The organism is Micromonospora sp. CA-111912, assembly GCF_050948415.1.
GTDB lineage: Bacteria > Actinomycetota > Actinomycetes > Mycobacteriales > Micromonosporaceae > Micromonospora.
In genome coordinates this window covers 4074635-4093676 of sequence record NZ_CP192007.1, presented here as the reverse complement: position 1 = coordinate 4093676, position 19042 = coordinate 4074635, and the positions used below count along the sequence as shown (strand labels likewise).

The following is a 19042-nucleotide window of genomic DNA, read 5'->3' as shown; positions in this document are numbered from 1 at the left end:
GTGCGACCTACCTGAGCGCCGTGGGGGCGGGGCATTCCAGCAATCTCAAGCCGCCCCGGTGGCGGGCTTCGACGTAAACCTCCGAGAGATAGCCAGCGCGGTCGTCGTGCAGCACCACCTCATACCAGAGGTCCGACGACACCCCCGCCGGATTGTTCTCGATCCCGGTGCTGGTCAGGTCCCGGTTGGTCAGGGTGGCGCCCCGGGTCCAGCACCTGGCCACCAGGATCGTGCCGCTCCACACCTCGGTGCCCGGCACCTTGCAACCGCGCCGGGCACAGAACGAGACCGGCTTGCTCGACAGGTAGGCCGGCGTCGAATCCTCGGCGATGCCGCTCGCGCCGACAGCTACCTTGTTCTGCACCACGATGGTCGCGGACAGGGGCGGCCCGCCACTTTCGTCGACCGTTGGGTGTTCCGTCTGGGTCCTGCTGGACGTGGGCCGATAACTGACGAACCCGAGCACTGCCACCACGGCCAGCACACCGACCGCCACGGTGAGCAGCTTGCCGGACCGCAGGTTGAAGCCGGTGGCGGCGGCCACCGCCACCGGGTTGTCCTCCTCCGATGGGGTCTGTGGTGCCGGTGCCGGTGCCGGTGCCGGTGCTGGCTCGGTGACCGGTTCGGCAGGGCGAACCTGATCGCGGGTCGCCTCCCACCTCAGGCGCCACTCCCGAACGTCACCATCACAAGCCTGGACGAACGCCTCCACCGTCTCCCAGGTCGGCAGGTGGTCGCCACAGGCAGCTTCGGCCAGCGCCGTCCGCGACCGACCCGAGGCACGGGACATCTGTAGGTACTTCGGTGTGCCGGCCTTTGTCCGGAGCTGTCGCAAGTCGGCGGCGAATGCCTGGACAGGCCCGGATTCGGGATCGACGGGACGCTCGGGGCGAGGCATGGCGGCTCCACAGCGCGGCGTGATTGACCCTGCCGGCCGTCGATCTCCCACGTCCGGCCGGATCGATTTTACCGACGCGGGGCTTCCTCGGCAGGTGTCGATCAGTATGGCGACAGTCGATTTCAATGATCGCTTTCTGAACCGATAGACCGTCGCCGGGCCCGTAGACCGTCGCCAGGGCTGGACAACCTGGCCGGGCACTACAACTGGGTCGGCGGCCAGCGAAGGGCCGGCCGTATCCGAGATGATGGAAAGGGCGAAAAATGATCCTGGCGGGGAACCGAATCAAAGCGGCTGCGTTCTTGGCGGCTGCGCTGCTCGCCGGCTCCGGGGTAGCCGCGCCGTCCGCCGTGGCTGCTCCCACCGGCACGACCGGGCACGTCGGCACAAACGCGCTCTACTACCAGGTGGTGGACGCCGACAACGACCCCTATTCGGGCATCTACCTGCGGTACTGGACCACGATGGCCGAGGTCGACCGGGTGTATCAGAACTACATGTACTACGGGAACACCGTCGAGTTGCACTGCGGCACCTGGGGTGAGGCGGTCGGCCCGTACGCCAACCGTCGCTGGCATCTGGTCACCCCGACCAACGGCCCGGCGCAGGGGCAGATCGGCTGGATTCCCGACCGCTACCTGAACACCCCCAACGTGGCGAACCAGCCGACCCCGGGTGAGTCGGAGTGCTGGGAGGACTGACACCGCGTGCGGCGAAACGCTCGGCTGGACACCTCCAGCCGAGCGTTTCGCCGCACGCGCCTTACGCCCGCTCGGCCCTGCCGATCGTCAGCGACTCCACCGTGCCAAAGCGACCGGCCGAGCAGATCGCGATCGTCGACGGCACCCTGATCCCCACACGCGACCACCGCTTGGCCGCCCGCAGCAAGAACTACCGGTGTTCGACGAACTTGCAGGTCGCCATCGACGCAAGCACCTGCCTGGTCATCGCCGTCGGGGACCCGCAGCCCGGCAACCGCAACGACACGGTCGTCTACTGCGCCTCGGGCATCGACCAGAGGCTGACCGGGCGGCCAGTGATGGGCCGACGGCGGCTACCGGGGCAACCCGCAGGTGACCATGCCGTACCGCAAGCCCGCCGACGGCACCGACCTCCCAGCCTGGAAGCGAGCCCTCAACGTCGAACACAGAACCGTCCGAGCAGGGGTCGAACACACCCTGGCCAGGATGAAGTGCTTCAAGATCCTGCGTGCCTACCGTTCAGGGTCGGTTCCCGCGATTCCTGGCTCGAACGGCGAGGAGCGCACAGGCGATGACGGCGAGGCCGCCGAGGATCGTGGGCCAGGCCAGGTGCTCGCGCAGCAGGAGTGCGGCCCAGCAGATGCTCATCACCGGTTGGGTGAGTTGCACCTGGCTGACCTGCGCCATCGGTCCGATGGCCAGACCCCGGTACCAGGCGAAGAACCCGAGGAACATGCTCACCACGGCGAGATAGGCGAACGCGCCCCACTCGATCACCGAGCCGGTCGGCGGCTGCTGAACGATCGAGACGCCGCTGAGCACGATCATCAGCGGGGAGGCCAGCACGAGGGCCCAGGAGATCGTCTGCCACGAACCCAGCTCGCGGGAGAGGAGCCCGCCCTCGGCGTAGCCGATCGCGCACACGATGACGGCAGCGAACAGCAGCAGGTCCGACCGGTGCAGCCCGGCGAGGCCGCCGCCTTGGAGCGCGGCGAACACCACGGCCGCGATCGCGCCGATCCCTGCGGCGACCCAGAACGAGGTCCGGGGCCGCTCGCGACCCCGAACCACGGCCATCACGGCCGTCGCGGCGGGCAGGAGCGCGATGACGACCGCCCCGTGGCTAGCGGGTGCGGTGGTGAGCGCGTACGAGGTCAGCAACGGAAACCCGACGACCGCGCCACCGGCCACGACCGCTACCCGGACCCACTGGGTGCCGCGCGGCGTCTGCTGCCGGGTCAGCCACAGCGCGGCTGCGGCGAGGAACGCCGCGATGACGGCGCGCCCGGAGCCGACGAACAGCGGTGACATGTGCCCGCCTCCGACCGCGACGCGGGTGAACGGCACCGTGAACGAGAACGCCGCCACGCCGAGCAGGCCCCACCACAGACCGGCATAAGCCTTCGGTAGCGGTGGCGGCGAAACTAGAGTAGCGCTATCGTCAGTCTTCATGTTCAACGGTAGCAGTCAGCGGATCCTGGATGAACTGCGCAGCTGGGTGGCGGCGGCTCCCGCCGGGACGCGGCTGCCCTCGACGCGGGCCCTCGTGGCGCGTCACGGGGCGAGCCCGGTCACGGTGCAGAAGGCGTTGCGGACGCTGACCGCGCAGGGGCTCGTGGAAGCCCGGCCGGGCGTGGGCACCTTCGTCCGGGCCGTCCGCACGGCCCGACCGAACGATTACGGGTGGCAGACCGCCGCGCTCGGTTCCCCGCCGAACCGCAGGGCACAGGCGTTCACGGCGCTGCGCACGACACCCAACGATGTGATCGCCCTGCACGCGGGCTACCCCGACAGGGAACTCCTTCCCGAGAGATTGGTGCGGTCAGCGTTCGCACGTGCCACCCGCAGCGATGCCGCTGTCGGGCGACCACCGGCTGCGGGGCTGCCGGAGTTGCAGGCGTGGTTCGCCACAGAACTCGGTGCGGTCACCCCGCCCGGTCTGGCGTCCCCGGCTGCGAGCGATGTGATTGTCCTGCCCGGTAGCCAGAGCGGGTTGAGCACGATCTTCCGGGCACTCGTGGGAGCTGATCGGCCCGTGCTCATCGAGTCGCCGACCTACTGGGGCGCGATCCTGGCCGCCGAGCAGACCGGCGTGCAGCTCGTGCCGATCACCAGTGGCCCCCACGGCCCGGACCCCGACGAACTCGACCGCGCGTTCACCCGGACCGGGGCGCGGGCGTTCTACGCCCAGCCGAACTTCGCCAACCCCACCGGAGCGCAGTGGCCGCCAGACCTCGCCGACGCGGTGCTGGGCATCGTGCGCGAGCACGGGGCGTTCCTCATCGAGGACGACTGGGCCCACGACTTCGGGATCACCGCCGAAGCCGCGCCGCTGGCCGCGCGCGACGACGGGGGGCACGTCGTCTACCTGCGGTCGCTGACCAAGAGCGTGTCACCGGCTATCCGCGTCGCCGGGCTCATCGCCCGCGGGCCCGCCCGCGACCGTATCCTCGCCGATGCGCAGGCCCAATCCATGTACGTCAGCGGCGTCCTGCAAACCGCCGCCCTCGAGGTCGTCACCCAGCCCGCCTGGCATACCCATCTGCGCGGACTGAGACATCAACTTGCCGCGCGCCGCGACCTCCTCGTCGGCGCGCTGCGCGAGCACGTGCCTGACTCCCACCTCGACGCGGTGCCGCACGGCGGACTGAACCTCTGGCTTCGGCTGCCCGACGACACCGACCTGACGCGCCTGGCCCGCGACTGCGAGGCAGCGGGTGTCCTGGTCGCCGCCGGAGGCGAGTGGTTCCCTGCCGAACCCACCGGCCGATACCTGCGCCTGAACTACTCCGGCCCCAACCCCGGCGCTTTCCCCGACGGCGCACGAGCCATCGGACAAGCCCTCGCGGCGCAGTAGATCCTGAGAAGCTCGGTGGCGGTGTCAGGTGTCATTGCGTTGTCCGCAGGTGCGGTTCCCGGTCGGCCGGGGACCGTGGCCCGGGCGAAGCTGTGGGCGCGGCGGCTCGATGCCGTGGGACGCCGCCTATGGAGCTGAGTCGTTCACGTCATCACCGAGAGGTGAGTGTCGGCGTCCGGCTGCCTCTGCTCAGCGGCGTACCGCCGACGGACGCCGCGCGGCGGGGACGACCAGCGGCCCGCCCGTCTCCGGGTCGTCGATGACCCGGCAGGGCAGCCCGAACACCCGCTCCACCAGCTCGGCGGTGACGATCTCCCGGGGCGCCCCGGCGGCTACCACGGCACCGTCGCGCATCGCGATGAGGTGGGTGGCGTACCGGGCGGCCTGGTTGAGGTCGTGCAGCACCGCGACCAGCGTGCGCCCCTGCTCCTCGTGCAGGCTCGCGCACAGGTCGAGCACCTCGATCTGGTGGGCGATGTCGAGGAACGTGGTCGGCTCGTCGAGCAGCAGCAGCTCGGTCTGCTGGGCCAGGGCCATGGCGATCCACACCCGCTGCCGCTGCCCGCCGGACAGCTCGTCGACCAGCCGGTCGGCCAGGTCGGCCACGCCGGTGGCGGCCATCGACTCGTCGACCACCCGCTCGTCGTCGCGGGACCACTGCCGCAGCAGGCCCTGGTGCGGGTACCGGCCCCGGGCCACCAGCTCGGCGACCGTGATGCCGTCGGGGGCGATGGACGACTGCGGCAGCAGCCCCAGGGTGCGGGCGACCCGGCGGGCCGGCTGGGCGTGGATGTCCCGCCCGTCGAGCAGCACCGTGCCTGCGGCCGGCTTCAGCATCCGGGCCAGGGCACGCAGCAGGGTGGACTTGCCGCAGGCGTTCGGCCCGATCACGACGGTGAACGACCGGTCGGGGACGGCGACGTTGAGCCGCTCGGTGATGGTCCGCTTGTCGTACGCGAGGGTCAGGCCGTCGCCGCTGAGCCGGGTGGTGCCGGGCTGCATCAGGGGTGCTCCAGTCTCCAGTTTGCCGGTCACAGCCGGCCCGCCTTGCGTTCGGTGGCCAGCAGCCACACCAGGTAGCCGCCGCCGAGCGCGCCGGTGACCACGCCGACGGGGAGTTGGTGCCCGGTGAAGGCGCGCTGGGCGACCAGGTCGGCGGCGACCAGCATCGCCGCGCCGAGCGCCATGGCGGCGGCCAGGTTCGGCCCGGGCGCGCGGGTCAGCCGGCGGGTCAGGTGCGGCGCGGTGAGCGCGACGAAGTTGACCGGCCCGGCCGCGGCGGCGGCGACGGAGACCAGCAGCACCGCCGCGACCAGCAGCACCGTGCGCAGCGCCCGCACCGGTACGCCGAGCGCGGCGGAGGTGTCGTCGCCCAGCTCGGTCATCCGCAGCGCCGGCCCGCAGCCGAACAGCACCACCGGCACCAGTACCGCGAGGGTGACGGCGAGCGGGACGGCCTGCGCCCAGCCGCGCCCGTCGAGGCTGCCGGTGAGCCACAGCACGGCGCGGGCGGCGTCCATGAGCTGCGCGCGGGTCAGCAGCCAGCCGTTGACGCCGGTGAGGATCGCGGCGACGCCGATGCCGGCGAGGATCAGCCGGTGGCCGTGCGCGCCGCGCGCCCAGGCCACCGCCCACAGCAGCAGCCCGGTGGACAGGCCGCCGACCACGGCCGCGCCGGCCAGGGCGAGGGTGCTGCCGCCGACCACCACCACGACGAGGGCGCCGGTGGCCGCGCCCTGGGTGACGCCGAGGATGTCGGGGCTGCCGAGCGGGTTGCGCACGAGGGCCTGGAGCACCGCGCCACCCAGCGCGAGGGCGGCCCCGACCAGCAGGGCGGTGACCAGCCGGGGCAGCCGCAGCTCGCCGATGATGAAGTTCTCGGCCGGGGTGCCGCCCCCGGTGAGGGTGCGCAGCACGTCGGCGGGGCCCATCGGGTAGTCGCCGCCGCCGATCGACAGCACGCCCAGGGCCAGCGCGGCCAGCGCGCAGCCGAGGCCGACGAGCAGGGCCCGGGCCCGGAACCGCACCGACCAGTGGCGTACCCGTACGACGGTCACGACCGCACCGCCCGGGTCCGGGTGACCAGGTGCAGGAAGAGCGGGCCGCCGAGCACGGCGGTCATGATGCCCACCTGGATCTCGCCGGGGCGGCCGAGCACCCGGCCGGCCACGTCGGCGCCGAGCAGCAGCACCGGGGCCAGCAGCGCGCAGGCCGGCAGCAGCCAGCGCAGGTCCGGCCCGGTCAGGGCGCGGACCAGGTGCGGCACGAGCAGCCCGACGAAGACCAGCGGCCCGCAGGCGGCCGTCGCGGCGCCGCAGAGCAGGGTCACCGCCACGACGACGGCCGCCCGGGTCGCGGCGGGCCGGGCGCCCAGGGCCCGCGCCTGGTCGTCGCCGAGCGCGAGGGCGTTGAGCGGCCGGGCCGTGGCGAGGGCGATCACCAGCCCGACCGCCGCGAACGGCAGCACCCGGACCACGGTCGCCAGGTCGGCGCTGGCCAGCGAGCCGACGGTCCAGAACCGCATCTTCTCCAGCGAGGCCGCGTCGAGGAGCATCACCGCGCTGACGTACGAGTAGAGGGCCGCGTTGAGCGCCGCCCCCGCGAGGGCCAGCCGGGCCGGGGTGGCGCCCCGGCCGCCGCCGACGGCGTACACGAGGGCGGTGACGGCCGCCGCGCCGGCCAGGGCGAACCAGACGTACCCGTCGACGCCGGTGACGCCGAGGAACGCGGCGGCGGTGGCCACGGCCGCCGACGCGCCGGCGTTGATGCCGAGCAGCCCGGGGTCGGCGAGGGGGTTGCGGGTGACCGCCTGCATGATCGCGCCCGCCACCCCGAGCGCCGCGCCGGCGATCAGGCCGAGCAGGGTGCGCGGCAGCCGCATCTGCCGCACCACGGCGTGCGCGGGGGAGTCGGCATCCCACAGCCCCTGCCAGGCCTCGGCGAGGGTGAGCTGCTTCGCGCCGACCGCGAGGCTGACCGCGGCCACGGCCGCCAGCAGCAGGAACGCGGCCAGCAGCCCGGCCAGGCGGGCCGCGGGCCGGCCGCGGCGGGGCGGCGGGGGTGGGGGCGTCGCCGGCGGAGCGAGGGCGGTCGGCGACGAGTCGATGACGGACAGTGCAAGCTCCTGTGTGGGTAGGAATCGACCGACGACGCTGTTGACAAGGACTTAGGTTAGGGTAACTTAACCTCGCACTTGGTCATCAGACCACCCCGGAGTGGAAAGAAGTCGTCATGCCCGTACCCGTGTCCCGCCCGCGTCTGACCCGCCGTGGCCTGCTCTCCGCCGGCGGCGCGCTCGCCCTCGGCGCCCTGCTCGGCGGCTGCGGCGGCAAGGACGACGAAGCCTCCTCGCCGGCCGCCGGAAGCGGCCCCTGGTCGTTCACCGACGACCGGCCCGAGAAGGTCACCCGGGACGCCACGCCGAAGCGCGTCGTCGCCTTCACCGGCGTCGCCGCCGCCCTGGTCGACTTCGGACTCGACGCCCAGATCGTCGGGGTCTTCGGCGAGACCACCCGGGCCGACGGGTCGAAGGAGCCGCAGGCCGGCGACCTCGACGTGGCCAAGGTGGCCGTGCTCGGCAACGTCTGGGGCGAGTTCAGCATCGAGAAGTACGCCGCGCTCAACCCCGAACTGCTGGTCACCCACATGTACGACCCGGGCGCCTTCTGGTACGTCCCCGACGAGAGCCGCGACAAGATCCTCGGCCTGGCCCCCACCGTCGCGATCAAGACCGCCCGGGTGCCGATGAACATCCCGATCGAGCGGTACGCCGAGCTGGCCGCGTCCCTCGGCGCCGACCTGAAGGCGAAGAAGGTCACCGACGCCAAGGCCCGGTTCGAGGCCGCCGCCGAGTCCGTCCGGCAGGCGGTCAAGGCCAACCCCGGAATCAAGGTGCTCGCGGCGTCCGGCAGCCCCGACCTGTTCTACGCCTCCAACCCGAAGGTGAGCACCGACCTGATGTACTTCGCCGAGCTGGGCGTCGACATCGTGGTGCCGACCAAACTGGAACAGGGCGACTACTTCGAGAGCCTGAGCTGGGAGAACGCCGGCAAGTTCCCGGCCGACCTGATCCTGCTGGACAACCGCGCCACCGCCCTGCAACCGGCCGACATGGCCAAGAAGCCCACCTGGGCCCAGCTTCCGGCGGTCAAGGCCAACCAGGTCACCCCGTGGGACGCCGTGCCGCGCTTCTCGTACGCCGGCGCGGCCCCGCTGCTGGAGAACCTCGCGAAGGCGATCGCCGCCGCCAAGAAGGTGAGCTGAGTTGGCCAGCACCACCCTCGACCCGGTCGCCACCCGGTTCCGGTTCTACGAGGCGCAGGTCGTGCGCGCCCGCAGCCTCGGCCCGACCATGACCCGGATCACCCTCGGCGGCCCACAGCTCACCGCCTTCGCCGGTGGCGGGCGCGACCAGAGCGTCAACCTCTTCCTGCCCCACCCCGGCCAGGGCGCCCCCGTGGTGCCGGTCGACGCCGGTGACGACTGGTACGGCCGGTGGCGGGCCCTCGACCCGGCCGTCCGTGCGGTGATGCGCTCGTACACCGTCCGCGCCCAGCGCCCCGAGGTCGGCGAGGTCGACATCGACTTCGTCGGCCACGGCGACACCGGCCCCGCCTCCCGGTGGGCCGGCCGGGCCCGCCCCGGCGACCAGGTGATGCTGCTCGGCCCGACCGTCGCCGACAACCGTGCCGTCTGCTTCCGGCCGCCCGTCGACGCCGACTGGATGCTGCTCGCCGCCGACGAGACCGCGCTGCCGGCCGTCGGCGCCATCCTGGAGTGGCTGCCCGCCGGGACCCGCGCCCGCGCCTGGATCGAGGTCCCGCACGTCGCCGACATCCAGGACCTGCCCGCCCCGCCCGGGGTCGAGGTGACCTGGCTGGTCCGGGGCACCACCCCGCCCGGCTCCGGCCTGCTGCGCGACGCCGTCCGCGCGGCCCGGCTGCCCGGCGTCGTCCCGTACGCGTGGCTCGCCGGGGAGTCCGCCACGGTCCGCGGCCTGCGCCGCCACCTCGTGCAGGAGCGCGGCACCGACCGCCGCCGGGTGGCCTTCTCCGGCTACTGGCGGTGCGGCGTGTCCGAGGACGCCCTGCGCGGCGAGGCCCCCGCCGCCGCGGCGGCCTGACCGTGACGCCGAGCGCCCCGCCCGCCGGGGTCACCGACCGCCTGACCGTGGCCCCGAGCGCCCCGCCCGTCGGGATCACCGGCCGCCCCCGTGGCGCCCCCGGCCCCGAGTCCCACCGACCGTCGAGGAACCGCATGAGCATCCCGGGTCGTCCCGCTCCGGACGTGCCGCCCGCCACCGGCACTCCGGCGGGCCCCCGCGCCCACCTGTTCACCAACGGCACCGCCGAGCAGTACCGGCGGGTGCTGGCCGAGGGGATCGACCGGGTCAGCGCCCGGATCGCCGACACCGACCGCCCGTTCACCGGCGTCACCCCGGCCGCGCTCGCCCCGACCGTCGCCGCCGTCGACCTGGACCGCCCGCTCGCCGACCCGGCCGCCGCCCTCGACGAGCTGGAGGACGTGTACCTGCGCGACGCGGTCTACTTCCACCACCCCCGCTACCTGGCCCACCTCAACTGCCCGGTGGTGATCCCCGCGCTGCTCGGCGAGGCCGTGCTCACCGCCGTGAACTCCTCCCTGGACACCTGGGACCAGAGCGCCGGCGGCACCCTCATCGAGCGCCGCCTGATCGACTGGACGGCCCAGCGGATCGGCCTCGGCCCCGCCGCCGACGGCGTGTTCACCAGCGGTGGCACCCTGTCCAACCTCCAGGCGCTGCTGCTGGCCCGGGAGGAGGCGTGCGCCCGCAGTCCGACGCCCCGCCGTGAGCTGCTGCCCCGGCTGCGGGTGATCGCCTCCGGCGCCGGCCACTTCAGCGTGCAGAAGTCGGCCAGCCTGCTCGGCCTCGACGCCGACGCGGTGATCGCCCTGCCCACCGACGCCGACCGCCGGATGTGCCCCGACGCCCTGCACGCGGAGCTGGCCCGCTGCCACGCCGACGGGCTCACCGTGATGGCGGTCGTCGCCACCGCCGGCACCACCGACTTCGGCTCCATCGACCCCCTCGACGCCATCGCCGACCGGTGCGCCGCCGCCGGGGTGCGGCTGCACGTCGACGCCGCGTACGGCTGCGGGCTGCTGGTCTCGCCCACCCGGCGGCACCTGCTCGCCGGCATCGAACGCGCCGACTCGGTGACCGTCGACTACCACAAGTCCTTCTTCCAGCCGGTCTCCTCCAGCGCCCTGCTGGTCCGCGACGGCGAGGCGCTGCGGCACGCCACCTACCACGCCGACTACCTCAACCCGGCCCCCCGGGCGACGGGGGAGCAGCTGCCCAACCAGGTCGACAAGAGCCTCCAGACCACCCGCCGATTCGACGCGCTGAAGCTCTGGCTCACCCTGCGGGTGATGGGCCCCGACGCGGTCGGCGCGCTCTTCGACGAGGTGATCGACCGGGCCGACGGGGCGTGGCGGCTGCTCGCCGGCGACCCCCGCTTCGAGGTGGTCACCCGGTCCGCGCTGAGCACCGTGGTGTTCCGCTACCTGCCCACCGGGACCGCAGCCGGGCTGGCCGACGACGCCAACCGGTACGCCCGCCGGGCGCTGGCCGCCTCCGGCGCGGCCGTCGTCGCCGGCACCAAGGTCGACGGCCGGCAGTACCTGAAGTTCACCCTGCTCAACCCCGAGACCACGCTGGACGACGTGGCGCACGTCGTCGACCTCATCGCCGAACACGCCGGCCGGTACGCGCACGAGCGGGCCACCGCCGTCACCCCCTGCCCGGTCGGCTGACCGCGAACGTGCCCACCCCCCGACCCCGCGCAGAAAGCGAACCCATGTCCACCCACGACGTCATCGCCGTCGGGCTCGGCCCGTACAACCTGGGCCTGGCCTGCCTCACCGAGCCGCTGACCGACCTGGACTGCCTGTTCCTGGAGGCCCGGGACTCGTTCGACTGGCACCCCGGGATGCTGCTGGAGACCGTCCGGTTGCAGACCCCGTTCCTGGCCGACCTGGTCACCCTCGCCGACCCCACCTCGCCGTACTCCTTCCTGAACTGGCTCAAGGAGTCCGGGCGGCTGTACCAGTTCTACATCCGCGAGCGGTTCCACCCGCTGCGCAGCGAGTACAACGCGTACTGCCGGTGGGCGGCGGCGAAGCTGGCCGGGGTGCGCTTCGGCCACCGGGTCACCGCCGTCACCCACGACGAGGCCGACGACCTGTTCACCGTGCACGTGAGCGTCACCGCCACTGGGGAGACCGTCACCCACCGGGCCCGGCACCTGGTGCTCGGCACCGGCACCCCGCCGCACGTCCCGGCCGCCTGCGCCGGGCTCGACGGCGACGTGGTGCACTCCTCGGCGTACCTGGAGAACCGGGCCGCCCTGCGGGAGAAGAACAGCGTCACCGTGGTCGGCTCCGGGCAGAGCGCCGCCGAGATCTACCACGACCTGCTCGGCGACATCGACACGTACGGCTACCGGCTGAACTGGGTCACCCGCTCGCCCCGGTTCTTCCCCCTGGAATACACCAAGCTCACCCTGGAGATGACCTCCCCCGACTACGTCGACTACTTCCACGCCCTGCCCGAGCCCACCCGCTACCGGCTGGAGGCCGAGCAGAAGGGGCTGTTCAAGGGCATCGACGCCGACCTGATCAACGAGATCTACGACCTGCTCTACGCCAAGAGCGTGCACGGGCCGGTGGACAGCCGGCTGCTCACCAACACCGAGGTGACCAGCGCCCGGCACGACCCGGCCGCCGGCGGGTACACCCTCGGGCTGCGCCACGTCGAGCAGGAGGGGGAGTTCTCCCTGGCCACCGAGGGCCTGGTGCTGGCCACCGGGTACCGCTACGCGGTGCCGGACTTCCTCGACCCGGTGCGTCACCTGCTGCGCTTCGACACCCAGGGCCGGTTCGACGTGGCCCGCGACTACAGCGTCGACCACGCCGGCCGGGTGTTCCTCCAGAACGCCGGCACCCACACCCACAGCGTCACCTCGCCCGACCTGGGCATGGGCCCGTACCGCAACGCCGTGATCATCCGTGAGCTGCTCGGCCGCGAGCACTACCCGGTCGAGCGGCGGATCGCGTTCCAGGAGTTCGGCGTGTCGGCGGGGGTGGGTGCGTGACCGAGGTCGTGCACACCCGCACCGACCCCCGGCTGGGCGACTTCGCCCTGCGTACCCTCGACCCGGTCGCCGACGCCGCGCTGCTGCACTCCTGGGTGACCCACCCGAAGGCCGCGTTCTGGCTGATGGCCGACGCCGACGTGGCCCGGGTCGCCGCCGAGTACGCGCGCATCGCCGCCGAGGAGCACCACGACGCGTTCGTCGGGCTGTGGCGGGGCGAGCCGGCCTTCCTCGTCGAGCGGTACGACCCGGCGCGGGTCGAGCTGGCCGGCCGCTACCCGGCCCGCCCCGGCGACGTGGGCATGCACTTCCTCTGCGCGCCCGCCGACCCTCCGGTTTCCGGCTTCACCCGGGCCGTCATCACCACCGTCATGGACTGGCTGTTCGCCGACCCGGCGCACCGCCGGGTGGTGGTCGAGCCGGACGTGCGCAACACCGCCGTGCAGGCGCTGAACGCCGCCGTCGGCTTCGTCCCCGTCGGGCCCCTCGCCCTGCCCGACAAGACGGGCCTGCTCAGCTTCTGCACCCGCGCCCAGTTCGCCGCCGCCACCGGCCCGGCCCCGACCAGCAGCGAAGGACCGACCACCGTGGACCCCCAGGACGCCGTCGCCCACCTCACCCCCGACACCTGGGCGGGGGCCAACCGGCTGCTGGTCCGCAAGGCGCTCGCCGAGTTCGCCCACGAGCGGCTGCTCACCCCCGAACCCGTCGGCCCCGCCGCCGCCCCCGGCGAGCCGGGGGAGTACGAGGTGGTTAGCGACGACGGCACCGTGACCTACCGGTTCGCCGCCCGCCGGCTCGCCCTCGACCACTGGCGGATCGACCCGGACAGCATCACCCGCCGCCGCGACGGCGCGGAGCTGCCCCTGGACGCCCTCGACCTGTGCGTGGAGCTGCGCGGCGCGCTCGGCCTCACCGACCGGGTGCTGCCCGTGTACCTGGAGGAGATCACCTCCACCCTGGCCGGGTGGGCGTACAAGCTGGACCGGCCGGAGATCGGCGCCGCCGAGCTGGCCCGCGCCGACTTCCAGACCATCGAGACCCGGATGACCGAGGGCCACCCGGGCTTCGTCGCCAACAACGGCCGGATCGGCTTCGGCATCGACGAGTATCACCGGTACGCCCCGGAGGTCGGCCGGCCGGTGCGGCTGCTCTGGCTGGCCGCGCACCGCGACCACACCACCTTCACCTGCTCCACCGACACCGACGCCGACACCCTGCTGCGCGACGAACTGGGCGACGACGCGCTGGCCGGCTTCGCCGCCACGCTGACCGGGCTCGGCCTCGACCCGGCCGACTACCTGTTCATCCCCGTGCACCCGTGGCAGTGGTGGAACCGGCTCGCCGTCACCTTCGCCGCCGACGTGGCCGAGCGCCGCCTCGTCCTGGTCGGCCCCGGCCCGGACGAGTACCTTCCCCAGCAGTCCGTGCGCACCTTCTTCAACGTCACCCGCCCCGAACGGCACTACGTCAAGACCGCGCTGTCCGTGCTGAACATGGGCTTCATCCGGGGGCTTTCGGCGGCGTACATGGAGGCCACCCCGGCCATCAACGACTGGCTCGCCGACCTGATCGACCGCGACGAGGTGCTCCGGGCCACCGGGCTGACGATCATCCGGGAGCGGGCCGCGATCGGGTACCGCAACCGCCGGTTCGAGGCGGCCACCGACCGGTACTCCCCGTACCGGAAGATGCTGGCGGCGCTGTGGCGGGAGAGCCCCGTCCCCGGTCTGGAGCCGGGGCGGCGGCTGGCCACCATGGCGTCGCTGCTGCACGTCGACTCGGCCGGCGGGTCGTTCGCCGCCGCGCTGGTCGCCGAATCGGGCCTGCCGGCGGGGGTCTGGCTGCGCCGGTACCTCGACGCGTACCTCGTCCCGCTGCTGCACTCCCTGTACGCGTACGACCTGGCGTTCATGCCGCACGGCGAGAACGTCATCCTGGTGCTGCGCGACGGGGCGGTGGAGCGGGCGATCTTCAAGGACATCGCCGAGGAGATCGTGGTGATGGACCCGAACGCCGACCTGCCCGAGGCGGTGCACCGCGTCCGGGCCGACATCCCCGACGACGAGAAGCTGCTGTCGATCTTCACCGACGTGTTCTCCTGCTTCCTGCGCCACCTCAACGTCGTGTTCACCGACGCGGGGCTGCTCACCGAGGAGGAGTTCTGGCGGGCGGTCGCGGACTGCGCGGGCGACTACGCCGACCGCGTCCCGCACCTGGCCGACCGGCTGCGCCGCTACGACCTGTTCGCCCCGGAGTTCACCCACTCCTGCCTCAACCGGCTCCAGCTGCGCAACAACGAGCAGATGGTGGACCTGTCCGACCCGTCGGCGGCCCTCCAGTTCGCCGGCACCCTGACCAACCCCATCGCCCCGTACGCGCGCCGCCCCTGACCCCCGCCCCGCCGTCCCGCGCTCGCGGCAGCTCCTGCCCGCTTGCCCGCTCTTTCACGGAAAGAGTGGCTATCCCGTCCGGGAATGACCACTCTTTCCGTGAAATTGCGCGCAGGTGCGGGGTGCGGGGTGCGGGGTGCGGGGTGCGGGGTGCGGGGTGCGGGGTGCGGGGTGCGGGGTGCGGGGTGCGGGTCAGGGGTGGCGGGGGTACGGGTGGCGGGTCAGGGTGGCGTGCACCATGTTCGTGAGGGTGACGATGTCGAAGACCGGCAGACCCAGCCGGGCCTGGATCGCGTGCACGTAGGGCACCAGATCGGTGCACTCGATCACCAGCGCGCCGAGGTCCGGGTGGGCCTCGGCGAGCCGGTCGACCCGGTCGAGCACCTCCCGTCCGAGCCGGTGCGTGTCGAGGTCGTCGCGGCGGCCCTCCATCATCACCTCGCGGAACTCCGGCTGGTCGGCCATGCCGATGACCCGCACCGGCACCGACTCGGCGCCGATCGCGGCAAGGTGGCGTGGGGTCAGCGCGGCCTCGTCGGCGACCAGCAGCCCGACCGGCCGCCCGACCATCCGGTGCACCATCGGGAGCTGGACCAGGCTGGACGCCCAGATCGGCACCGAGACGGCGGCGGCCAGCTCGGCCTGGAAGAGCACCAGGAAGCCGCACGCACCGGTGATCCCCACGGCCCCGGCGACCTGAAGGTCCTTCGCCGCCGCGATCACCGGCTCCAGCAGGGTCGGGTCGGCCTCCCGGACCAGCCGCTGCGGCGTCGCCCCCTCGATCACCTGGTAGATCACCGGGAAGTCGAAGGTGGTCGGGTTGCGGATGTGCCCGGGGACCTTCTCGAACGAGGTGTTCAGGCAGAGGATCCCGATCGGCGCGGCGGTCATCGCGTACTCCCAGGGGTCGGGCGGCGGCGCGGGAAGCGGCGCCGCCAGCGGTCCACGGCGAAGGGGGCCAGGTCCAGTTCCGGACGGACACCGCCGACGAGCTGGGCGATCAGCCGGCCGCCGGCCGGCGCCAGGCCCATTCCGATGTGGCCGTGCCCGGCGGCGACGCAGACGTTCCGGTACGCCCCGGCGCGGCCGAGCAGCGGCAGGCTGTCCGGGGTGCAGGGGCGCAGCCCGCTCCACACCTGCACCCGGCGGTCGGTGTCCAGCCCCGGCAGGTACGACCGGACGGTGCGAACGATGCCGTCGACCCGCCGGGGCGCCACGGAGGTGTCCATTCCGGTCAGCTCCAGGGTGCCGGCGAGGCGCAGCCGGTCACCGAGCGGCATGACGGCGACCTTGCCCTCGCTGAGCAGGATCGGCAACCGGGGCGGAGTCTCCGGGGCGGCGACGGTGACCGCGTAGCCCTTCGCCGGCTGGAGCATCAGGTCCAGGCCGAGCTTGCGGGCGCAGGCCACGGACCAGATCCCGGCGGCGATCACCACCTCGGCCGGGCGCAGGTCCCCCCGGCTCGTGCGCACGGCCCGGACCCGGTCCCCGGCCACCTCGAAGTCGTGGACCTCGGTGTGGGTGCGGATGTCCACGCCCATGTCCCGCAGCACCCGGGCGAACTCGACGAGGAACGCCGGGATGCGCAGCGCGGCGCCCTCGGCGTTGAGCAGCGCCCCGGCCACGTCGAACTCGACGCCCGGTTCGAGGCGGGCCAGCTCGCCGGGTTCGAGCACCCGCAGCGGAACGCCCCGGGCGACCGCCACCGGCACCGAGCGGCGGGCCTGGTCGAAGCCCTCCGGGGTCTTGCAGGCCAGCAGCATGCCCTGGGCCGTGAGGGTGTCGGCGAGCGGTCCCGCCGCGCACACCTCGTGCAGGATGGCCAGGCTGCGTTGCTTGAGCGACAGCAGAACGTCGAAGGCGGCCCGGGCGTCGCGTTCGGTGCAGAGCCGGCGGAAGTGCCAGAGCCAGGTGAGCAGGGCCGGATCCCAGCGGGGCCGGATGTGGAACGGGCTCTCCGGGTTCAGCAGGTAGCGCAGCCCCTTGGCCGGCACGCCGGGCTCAGCCAGCGGCGCGGAGCCCTGGGTGCCGACGAAGCCGGTGTTCCCCGAGGAGCAGGCCGCCGGGTCGCCGACCTCACCCCGGTCGACGACGGTGACCCGGTGACCGTCGCGGGCCAGGAACCAGGCGCAGAAGAGGCCGACGATGCCCGCGCCGACGACCAGCACGTCGGGGTCGTCGCCGGGCGGGCGTGGCGCGGGCGTCGTCGACATCGGGGCCGCCTAGAGGCTCACGATGTAAAAGCAGGTGGGCAGGTTGAGCACCACCCGCTCGTAGATCTCGGCGGTCAGCGCCAGCCCCGGCTCGGCGAACGTGCCGGGCGGCGGCTCGGCGAAGGAGATCATCGAGCGGCCCGCGTCGAGGAGCAGCGCCCCGTGGCCGAAGTCGCCGACGATCGCGGTGCCCGGGTCGACCAGCCGGGTCCGGACGATGAAGACCCCGTTCTCCTCGATGTCGCGCATCAGGGTGCCGGAGCCGAGTAGCCGGTAGTAGTCCGCCGGGTTGATGATCAGCCCGTCTGCGGTGCTGCCGTTCTGCTCCACCTCGTTGCAGGCGGAGAGGATGGTGGAACCGAATGGGCCCGGATCGGTGATCCGGGCGATGCCCGGCATGGTCAGCAGCCCGCCCTCGCCGCGCAGGATGGTGACGTTCTCGGCGGTGCACAGGCGCACGACGAGGCGGTAGTTGATGAACTCCGCGAAGCTGGTCGGGTCGTCCCAGAGCCCTTCCGGCACCTGCGCCCACGCCTTCGTGGTGTACAGCGGCGGGACGGGGGAGAGGTGGAAGTGGTTGGCCGCCTCCCGGCGTAGGTCGGCGCCGTCGACCGCCGGGTCGCCCGCACGGGGCGGGCTCTCGTGCCAGTAGAACTCCTGCGGATCCCGGGACAGGTCCACCACCTTCAGCACGTTCCGTGACGGGTAGCGCGGCTTGCGCCGGGAGCTGGTCAGCGAGTCGGTGATGGTGACGTCGTAGTCGACGCGGGTGTCGAAGCCACCCTTGGCGAAGGCGTCGGCGAACACCTGCCCCGGCGACAGCTGCTTTTTGCGGTCCGCCACGACCTCGGCGATCGTCCGCTTGATGACGTCGGTTCGTTGCATGGGGGTTCACACCTTCGGTCGGGTCGGGTCGGTACCGCGCGGCGGGGGTGTCGCACGAGTCAGGTCACTGGGCGGTGGGGTGCCGCAGCTCGTCGGTCACCGGGCGGCCGCGGGCTTGCGGGCGACGAACATGCCCCAGCCGAACTCGCCCCGGTCGATTGCCGCCTGGATCTCCTTGCAGGACGCGGCGAAGCCGAGGATCCACTCCCGGGCGGCCGGGTCGTCGGTGTTGGCGGCCCGCTCCCGGGCGGTCTCGCCGAGCACCCGGTACGTCTGCCGGATGTGCTCGTCGAGGTTGCGGGCGACAAGCACCTCGAAGCCGGCGTCGGTGAGCGCCCCGGCGTACCCGTCGAGGGAGTAGCCGCCGCTCCACCGCACCCGGTCGTAGACGTGCCGGCGGGCGGCCTCGCCGATCTCGGTGGTCGGCTGGAGGAAGTCGGTGATCGCCAGGATCCCGCCGGGGGCGAGCACCCGGTGCATCTCGGCGTGGCTGCGCGGCTTGTCCGGCACCAGGAACAGCGCGTCCTGGCTGACCACGTGGCTGAAGCTGCCCGGCTCGTACGGTAGGGCGGTGGCCGACCCATGCCGGAAGTCGATCCCCGGCGTCCCGCATTCGGCGCGCTTGGCCTGGGCGAACCGGACCCGCTCGATGCTCAGGTCCAGGCCCTCACCCCGGCAGCCGGTCTGCCCGGCCAGGCGCAGCAGGAAGTTGCCGCAGCCGCAACCCACGTCCAGCACCGTCGAGCCGGCGTCGACGCCCGCCTCGGTGGCGAGCAGGTCGGAGGTCCGGTCGGCGGCGGCGTGGTAGTCGGTGTCGGCGTCGTCGGCGAAGTAGCCGGTGTGCAGGACGCCCTCGCTGTCCCAGAAGCTGAGGTACGTCTGGGTGGTCTCGTCGAAGAACTCGGAGACGTCCCGCTCGGTGAAGGTGGGGCTGGTCGTGGACATCACGCACTCCTTCGT

At 72.9% G+C, this 19042-nt stretch carries 16 protein-coding genes and 1 pseudogene; 8 read left to right on the top strand and 9 right to left on the bottom strand.

What is annotated here, in order from left to right; genetic code table 11:
- Positions 1 to 7 precede the first annotated feature (7 nt).
- Positions 8 to 898 (bottom strand): hypothetical protein, encoded by an 891-nt coding sequence (locus tag ACQPZO_RS16940; RefSeq protein ID WP_433342092.1) that lies wholly within the window; start codon positions 896 to 898, stop codon positions 8 to 10.
- Positions 899 to 1200: 302 nt separating this feature from the next.
- Here ACQPZO_RS16940 and ACQPZO_RS16935 point away from each other — a divergent pair, with 302 nt between their 5' ends.
- Positions 1201 to 1599, top strand: coding sequence for a hypothetical protein (locus ACQPZO_RS16935; protein WP_433342090.1), 399 nt, complete (start codon positions 1201 to 1203; stop codon positions 1597 to 1599).
- A gap of 116 nt (positions 1600 to 1715) precedes the next feature.
- Positions 1716 to 2118, top strand: a pseudogene (locus tag ACQPZO_RS16930) (transposase family protein); the annotation flags it as partial.
- On the opposite strand, the gene ACQPZO_RS16925 reads toward ACQPZO_RS16930, so the two are convergent.
- On the bottom strand, positions 2119 to 3051 hold the full coding sequence (locus tag ACQPZO_RS16925; protein WP_433342088.1) for a DMT family transporter: 933 nt from the start codon (positions 3049 to 3051) through the stop codon (positions 2119 to 2121).
- Here ACQPZO_RS16925 and ACQPZO_RS16920 point away from each other — a divergent pair.
- Positions 3050 to 4456, top strand: a complete 1407-nt coding sequence (locus ACQPZO_RS16920) for a PLP-dependent aminotransferase family protein (protein WP_433342086.1) — start codon at positions 3050 to 3052, stop codon at positions 4454 to 4456. The genes ACQPZO_RS16925 and ACQPZO_RS16920 overlap by 2 nt on opposite strands.
- A gap of 189 nt (positions 4457 to 4645) precedes the next feature.
- Here ACQPZO_RS16920 and ACQPZO_RS16915 read toward each other — a convergent pair whose 3' ends face one another.
- From ACQPZO_RS16915 to ACQPZO_RS16905, 3 genes are read right to left on the bottom strand one after another with little or no spacing between them, the layout of a single operon-like run.
- A complete protein-coding gene (locus tag ACQPZO_RS16915) occupies positions 4646 to 5458 on the bottom strand; it encodes an ABC transporter ATP-binding protein (RefSeq protein WP_433342084.1) in 813 nt (270 codons plus the stop codon).
- A gap of 29 nt (positions 5459 to 5487) precedes the next feature.
- Positions 5488 to 6513: a FecCD family ABC transporter permease gene (locus ACQPZO_RS16910; protein ID WP_433342082.1), complete on the bottom strand. Its 1026-nt coding sequence runs from the start codon at positions 6511 to 6513 to the stop codon at positions 5488 to 5490.
- On the bottom strand, positions 6510 to 7571 hold the full coding sequence (locus ACQPZO_RS16905; protein WP_433351045.1) for a FecCD family ABC transporter permease: 1062 nt from the start codon (positions 7569 to 7571) through the stop codon (positions 6510 to 6512). The genes ACQPZO_RS16910 and ACQPZO_RS16905 overlap by 4 nt, the downstream gene beginning before the upstream one ends.
- A 116-nt stretch (positions 7572 to 7687) precedes the next feature.
- Here ACQPZO_RS16905 and ACQPZO_RS16900 point away from each other — a divergent pair, with 116 nt between their 5' ends.
- The 5 genes from ACQPZO_RS16900 to ACQPZO_RS16880 all read left to right on the top strand — a co-directional run bounded on the left by ACQPZO_RS16900 (position 7688) and on the right by ACQPZO_RS16880 (position 14984).
- The gene (locus ACQPZO_RS16900; protein WP_433342080.1) at positions 7688 to 8719 is read left to right on the top strand and encodes an ABC transporter substrate-binding protein; all 1032 of its coding nucleotides are present in this window, start codon (positions 7688 to 7690) and stop codon (positions 8717 to 8719) included.
- Between the two features lies 1 nt (position 8720).
- The gene (locus ACQPZO_RS16895; RefSeq protein WP_433342078.1) at positions 8721 to 9578 is read left to right on the top strand and encodes a siderophore-interacting protein; all 858 of its coding nucleotides are present in this window, start codon (positions 8721 to 8723) and stop codon (positions 9576 to 9578) included.
- Between the two features lie 134 nt (positions 9579 to 9712).
- Positions 9713 to 11251, top strand: coding sequence for a pyridoxal phosphate-dependent decarboxylase family protein (locus ACQPZO_RS16890; RefSeq protein WP_433342077.1), 1539 nt, complete (start codon positions 9713 to 9715; stop codon positions 11249 to 11251).
- A 44-nt stretch (positions 11252 to 11295) separates the two neighbouring features.
- A complete protein-coding gene (locus tag ACQPZO_RS16885; RefSeq protein ID WP_433342075.1) occupies positions 11296 to 12591 on the top strand; it encodes a lysine N(6)-hydroxylase/L-ornithine N(5)-oxygenase family protein in 1296 nt (431 codons plus the stop codon).
- Entirely contained in the window at positions 12588 to 14984 is a 2397-nt protein-coding gene (locus tag ACQPZO_RS16880; RefSeq protein ID WP_433342074.1) for a GNAT family N-acetyltransferase, read from the top strand. The genes ACQPZO_RS16885 and ACQPZO_RS16880 overlap by 4 nt, the downstream gene beginning before the upstream one ends.
- Positions 14985 to 15176: 192 nt before the next feature.
- Here the strand turns inward: ACQPZO_RS16880 and ACQPZO_RS16875 are convergent, their stop codons facing one another.
- The 4 genes from ACQPZO_RS16875 to ACQPZO_RS16860 all read right to left on the bottom strand — a co-directional run bounded on the left by ACQPZO_RS16875 (position 15177) and on the right by ACQPZO_RS16860 (position 19027).
- Complete coding sequence (locus ACQPZO_RS16875; protein WP_433342072.1) at positions 15177 to 15875, bottom strand: aspartate/glutamate racemase family protein; 699 nt, start codon at positions 15873 to 15875, stop codon at positions 15177 to 15179.
- Positions 15872 to 17197, bottom strand: a complete 1326-nt coding sequence (locus ACQPZO_RS16870) for an NAD(P)/FAD-dependent oxidoreductase (protein ID WP_433342070.1) — start codon at positions 17195 to 17197, stop codon at positions 15872 to 15874. The genes ACQPZO_RS16875 and ACQPZO_RS16870 overlap by 4 nt, the downstream gene beginning before the upstream one ends.
- Before the next feature lie 9 nt (positions 17198 to 17206).
- Positions 17207 to 18082 carry a family 3 encapsulin nanocompartment shell protein gene (locus tag ACQPZO_RS16865; protein ID WP_433342068.1) on the bottom strand — a complete coding sequence of 292 codons (876 nt, stop codon included), beginning with the start codon at positions 18080 to 18082 and terminating at the stop codon, positions 17207 to 17209.
- Between the two features lie 96 nt (positions 18083 to 18178).
- Positions 18179 to 19027: a class I SAM-dependent methyltransferase gene (locus tag ACQPZO_RS16860; protein WP_433342066.1), complete on the bottom strand. Its 849-nt coding sequence runs from the start codon at positions 19025 to 19027 to the stop codon at positions 18179 to 18181.
- Between the last annotated feature and the right edge of the window lie 15 nt (positions 19028 to 19042).

What these genes read in the sequence shown, in the direction of transcription:
- ACQPZO_RS16940 (WP_433342092.1), bottom strand. Translation starts at nt 898, where the DNA reads ATGCCTCGCCCCGAGCGTCCCGTCGATCCCGAATCCGGGCCTGTCCAG.
- ACQPZO_RS16920 (WP_433342086.1), top strand. Translation starts at nt 3,050, where the DNA reads ATGTTCAACGGTAGCAGTCAGCGGATCCTGGATGAACTGCGCAGCTGG.
- ACQPZO_RS16925 (WP_433342088.1), bottom strand. Translation starts at nt 3,051, where the DNA reads ATGAAGACTGACGATAGCGCTACTCTAGTTTCGCCGCCACCGCTACCG.
- ACQPZO_RS16915 (WP_433342084.1), bottom strand. Translation starts at nt 5,458, where the DNA reads ATGCAGCCCGGCACCACCCGGCTCAGCGGCGACGGCCTGACCCTCGCG.
- ACQPZO_RS16900 (WP_433342080.1), top strand. Translation starts at nt 7,688, where the DNA reads ATGCCCGTACCCGTGTCCCGCCCGCGTCTGACCCGCCGTGGCCTGCTC.
- ACQPZO_RS16890 (WP_433342077.1), top strand. Translation starts at nt 9,713, where the DNA reads ATGAGCATCCCGGGTCGTCCCGCTCCGGACGTGCCGCCCGCCACCGGC.
- ACQPZO_RS16885 (WP_433342075.1), top strand. Translation starts at nt 11,296, where the DNA reads ATGTCCACCCACGACGTCATCGCCGTCGGGCTCGGCCCGTACAACCTG.
- ACQPZO_RS16875 (WP_433342072.1), bottom strand. Translation starts at nt 15,875, where the DNA reads ATGACCGCCGCGCCGATCGGGATCCTCTGCCTGAACACCTCGTTCGAG.
- ACQPZO_RS16870 (WP_433342070.1), bottom strand. Translation starts at nt 17,197, where the DNA reads ATGTCGACGACGCCCGCGCCACGCCCGCCCGGCGACGACCCCGACGTG.
- ACQPZO_RS16865 (WP_433342068.1), bottom strand. Translation starts at nt 18,082, where the DNA reads ATGCAACGAACCGACGTCATCAAGCGGACGATCGCCGAGGTCGTGGCG.
- ACQPZO_RS16860 (WP_433342066.1), bottom strand. Translation starts at nt 19,027, where the DNA reads ATGTCCACGACCAGCCCCACCTTCACCGAGCGGGACGTCTCCGAGTTC.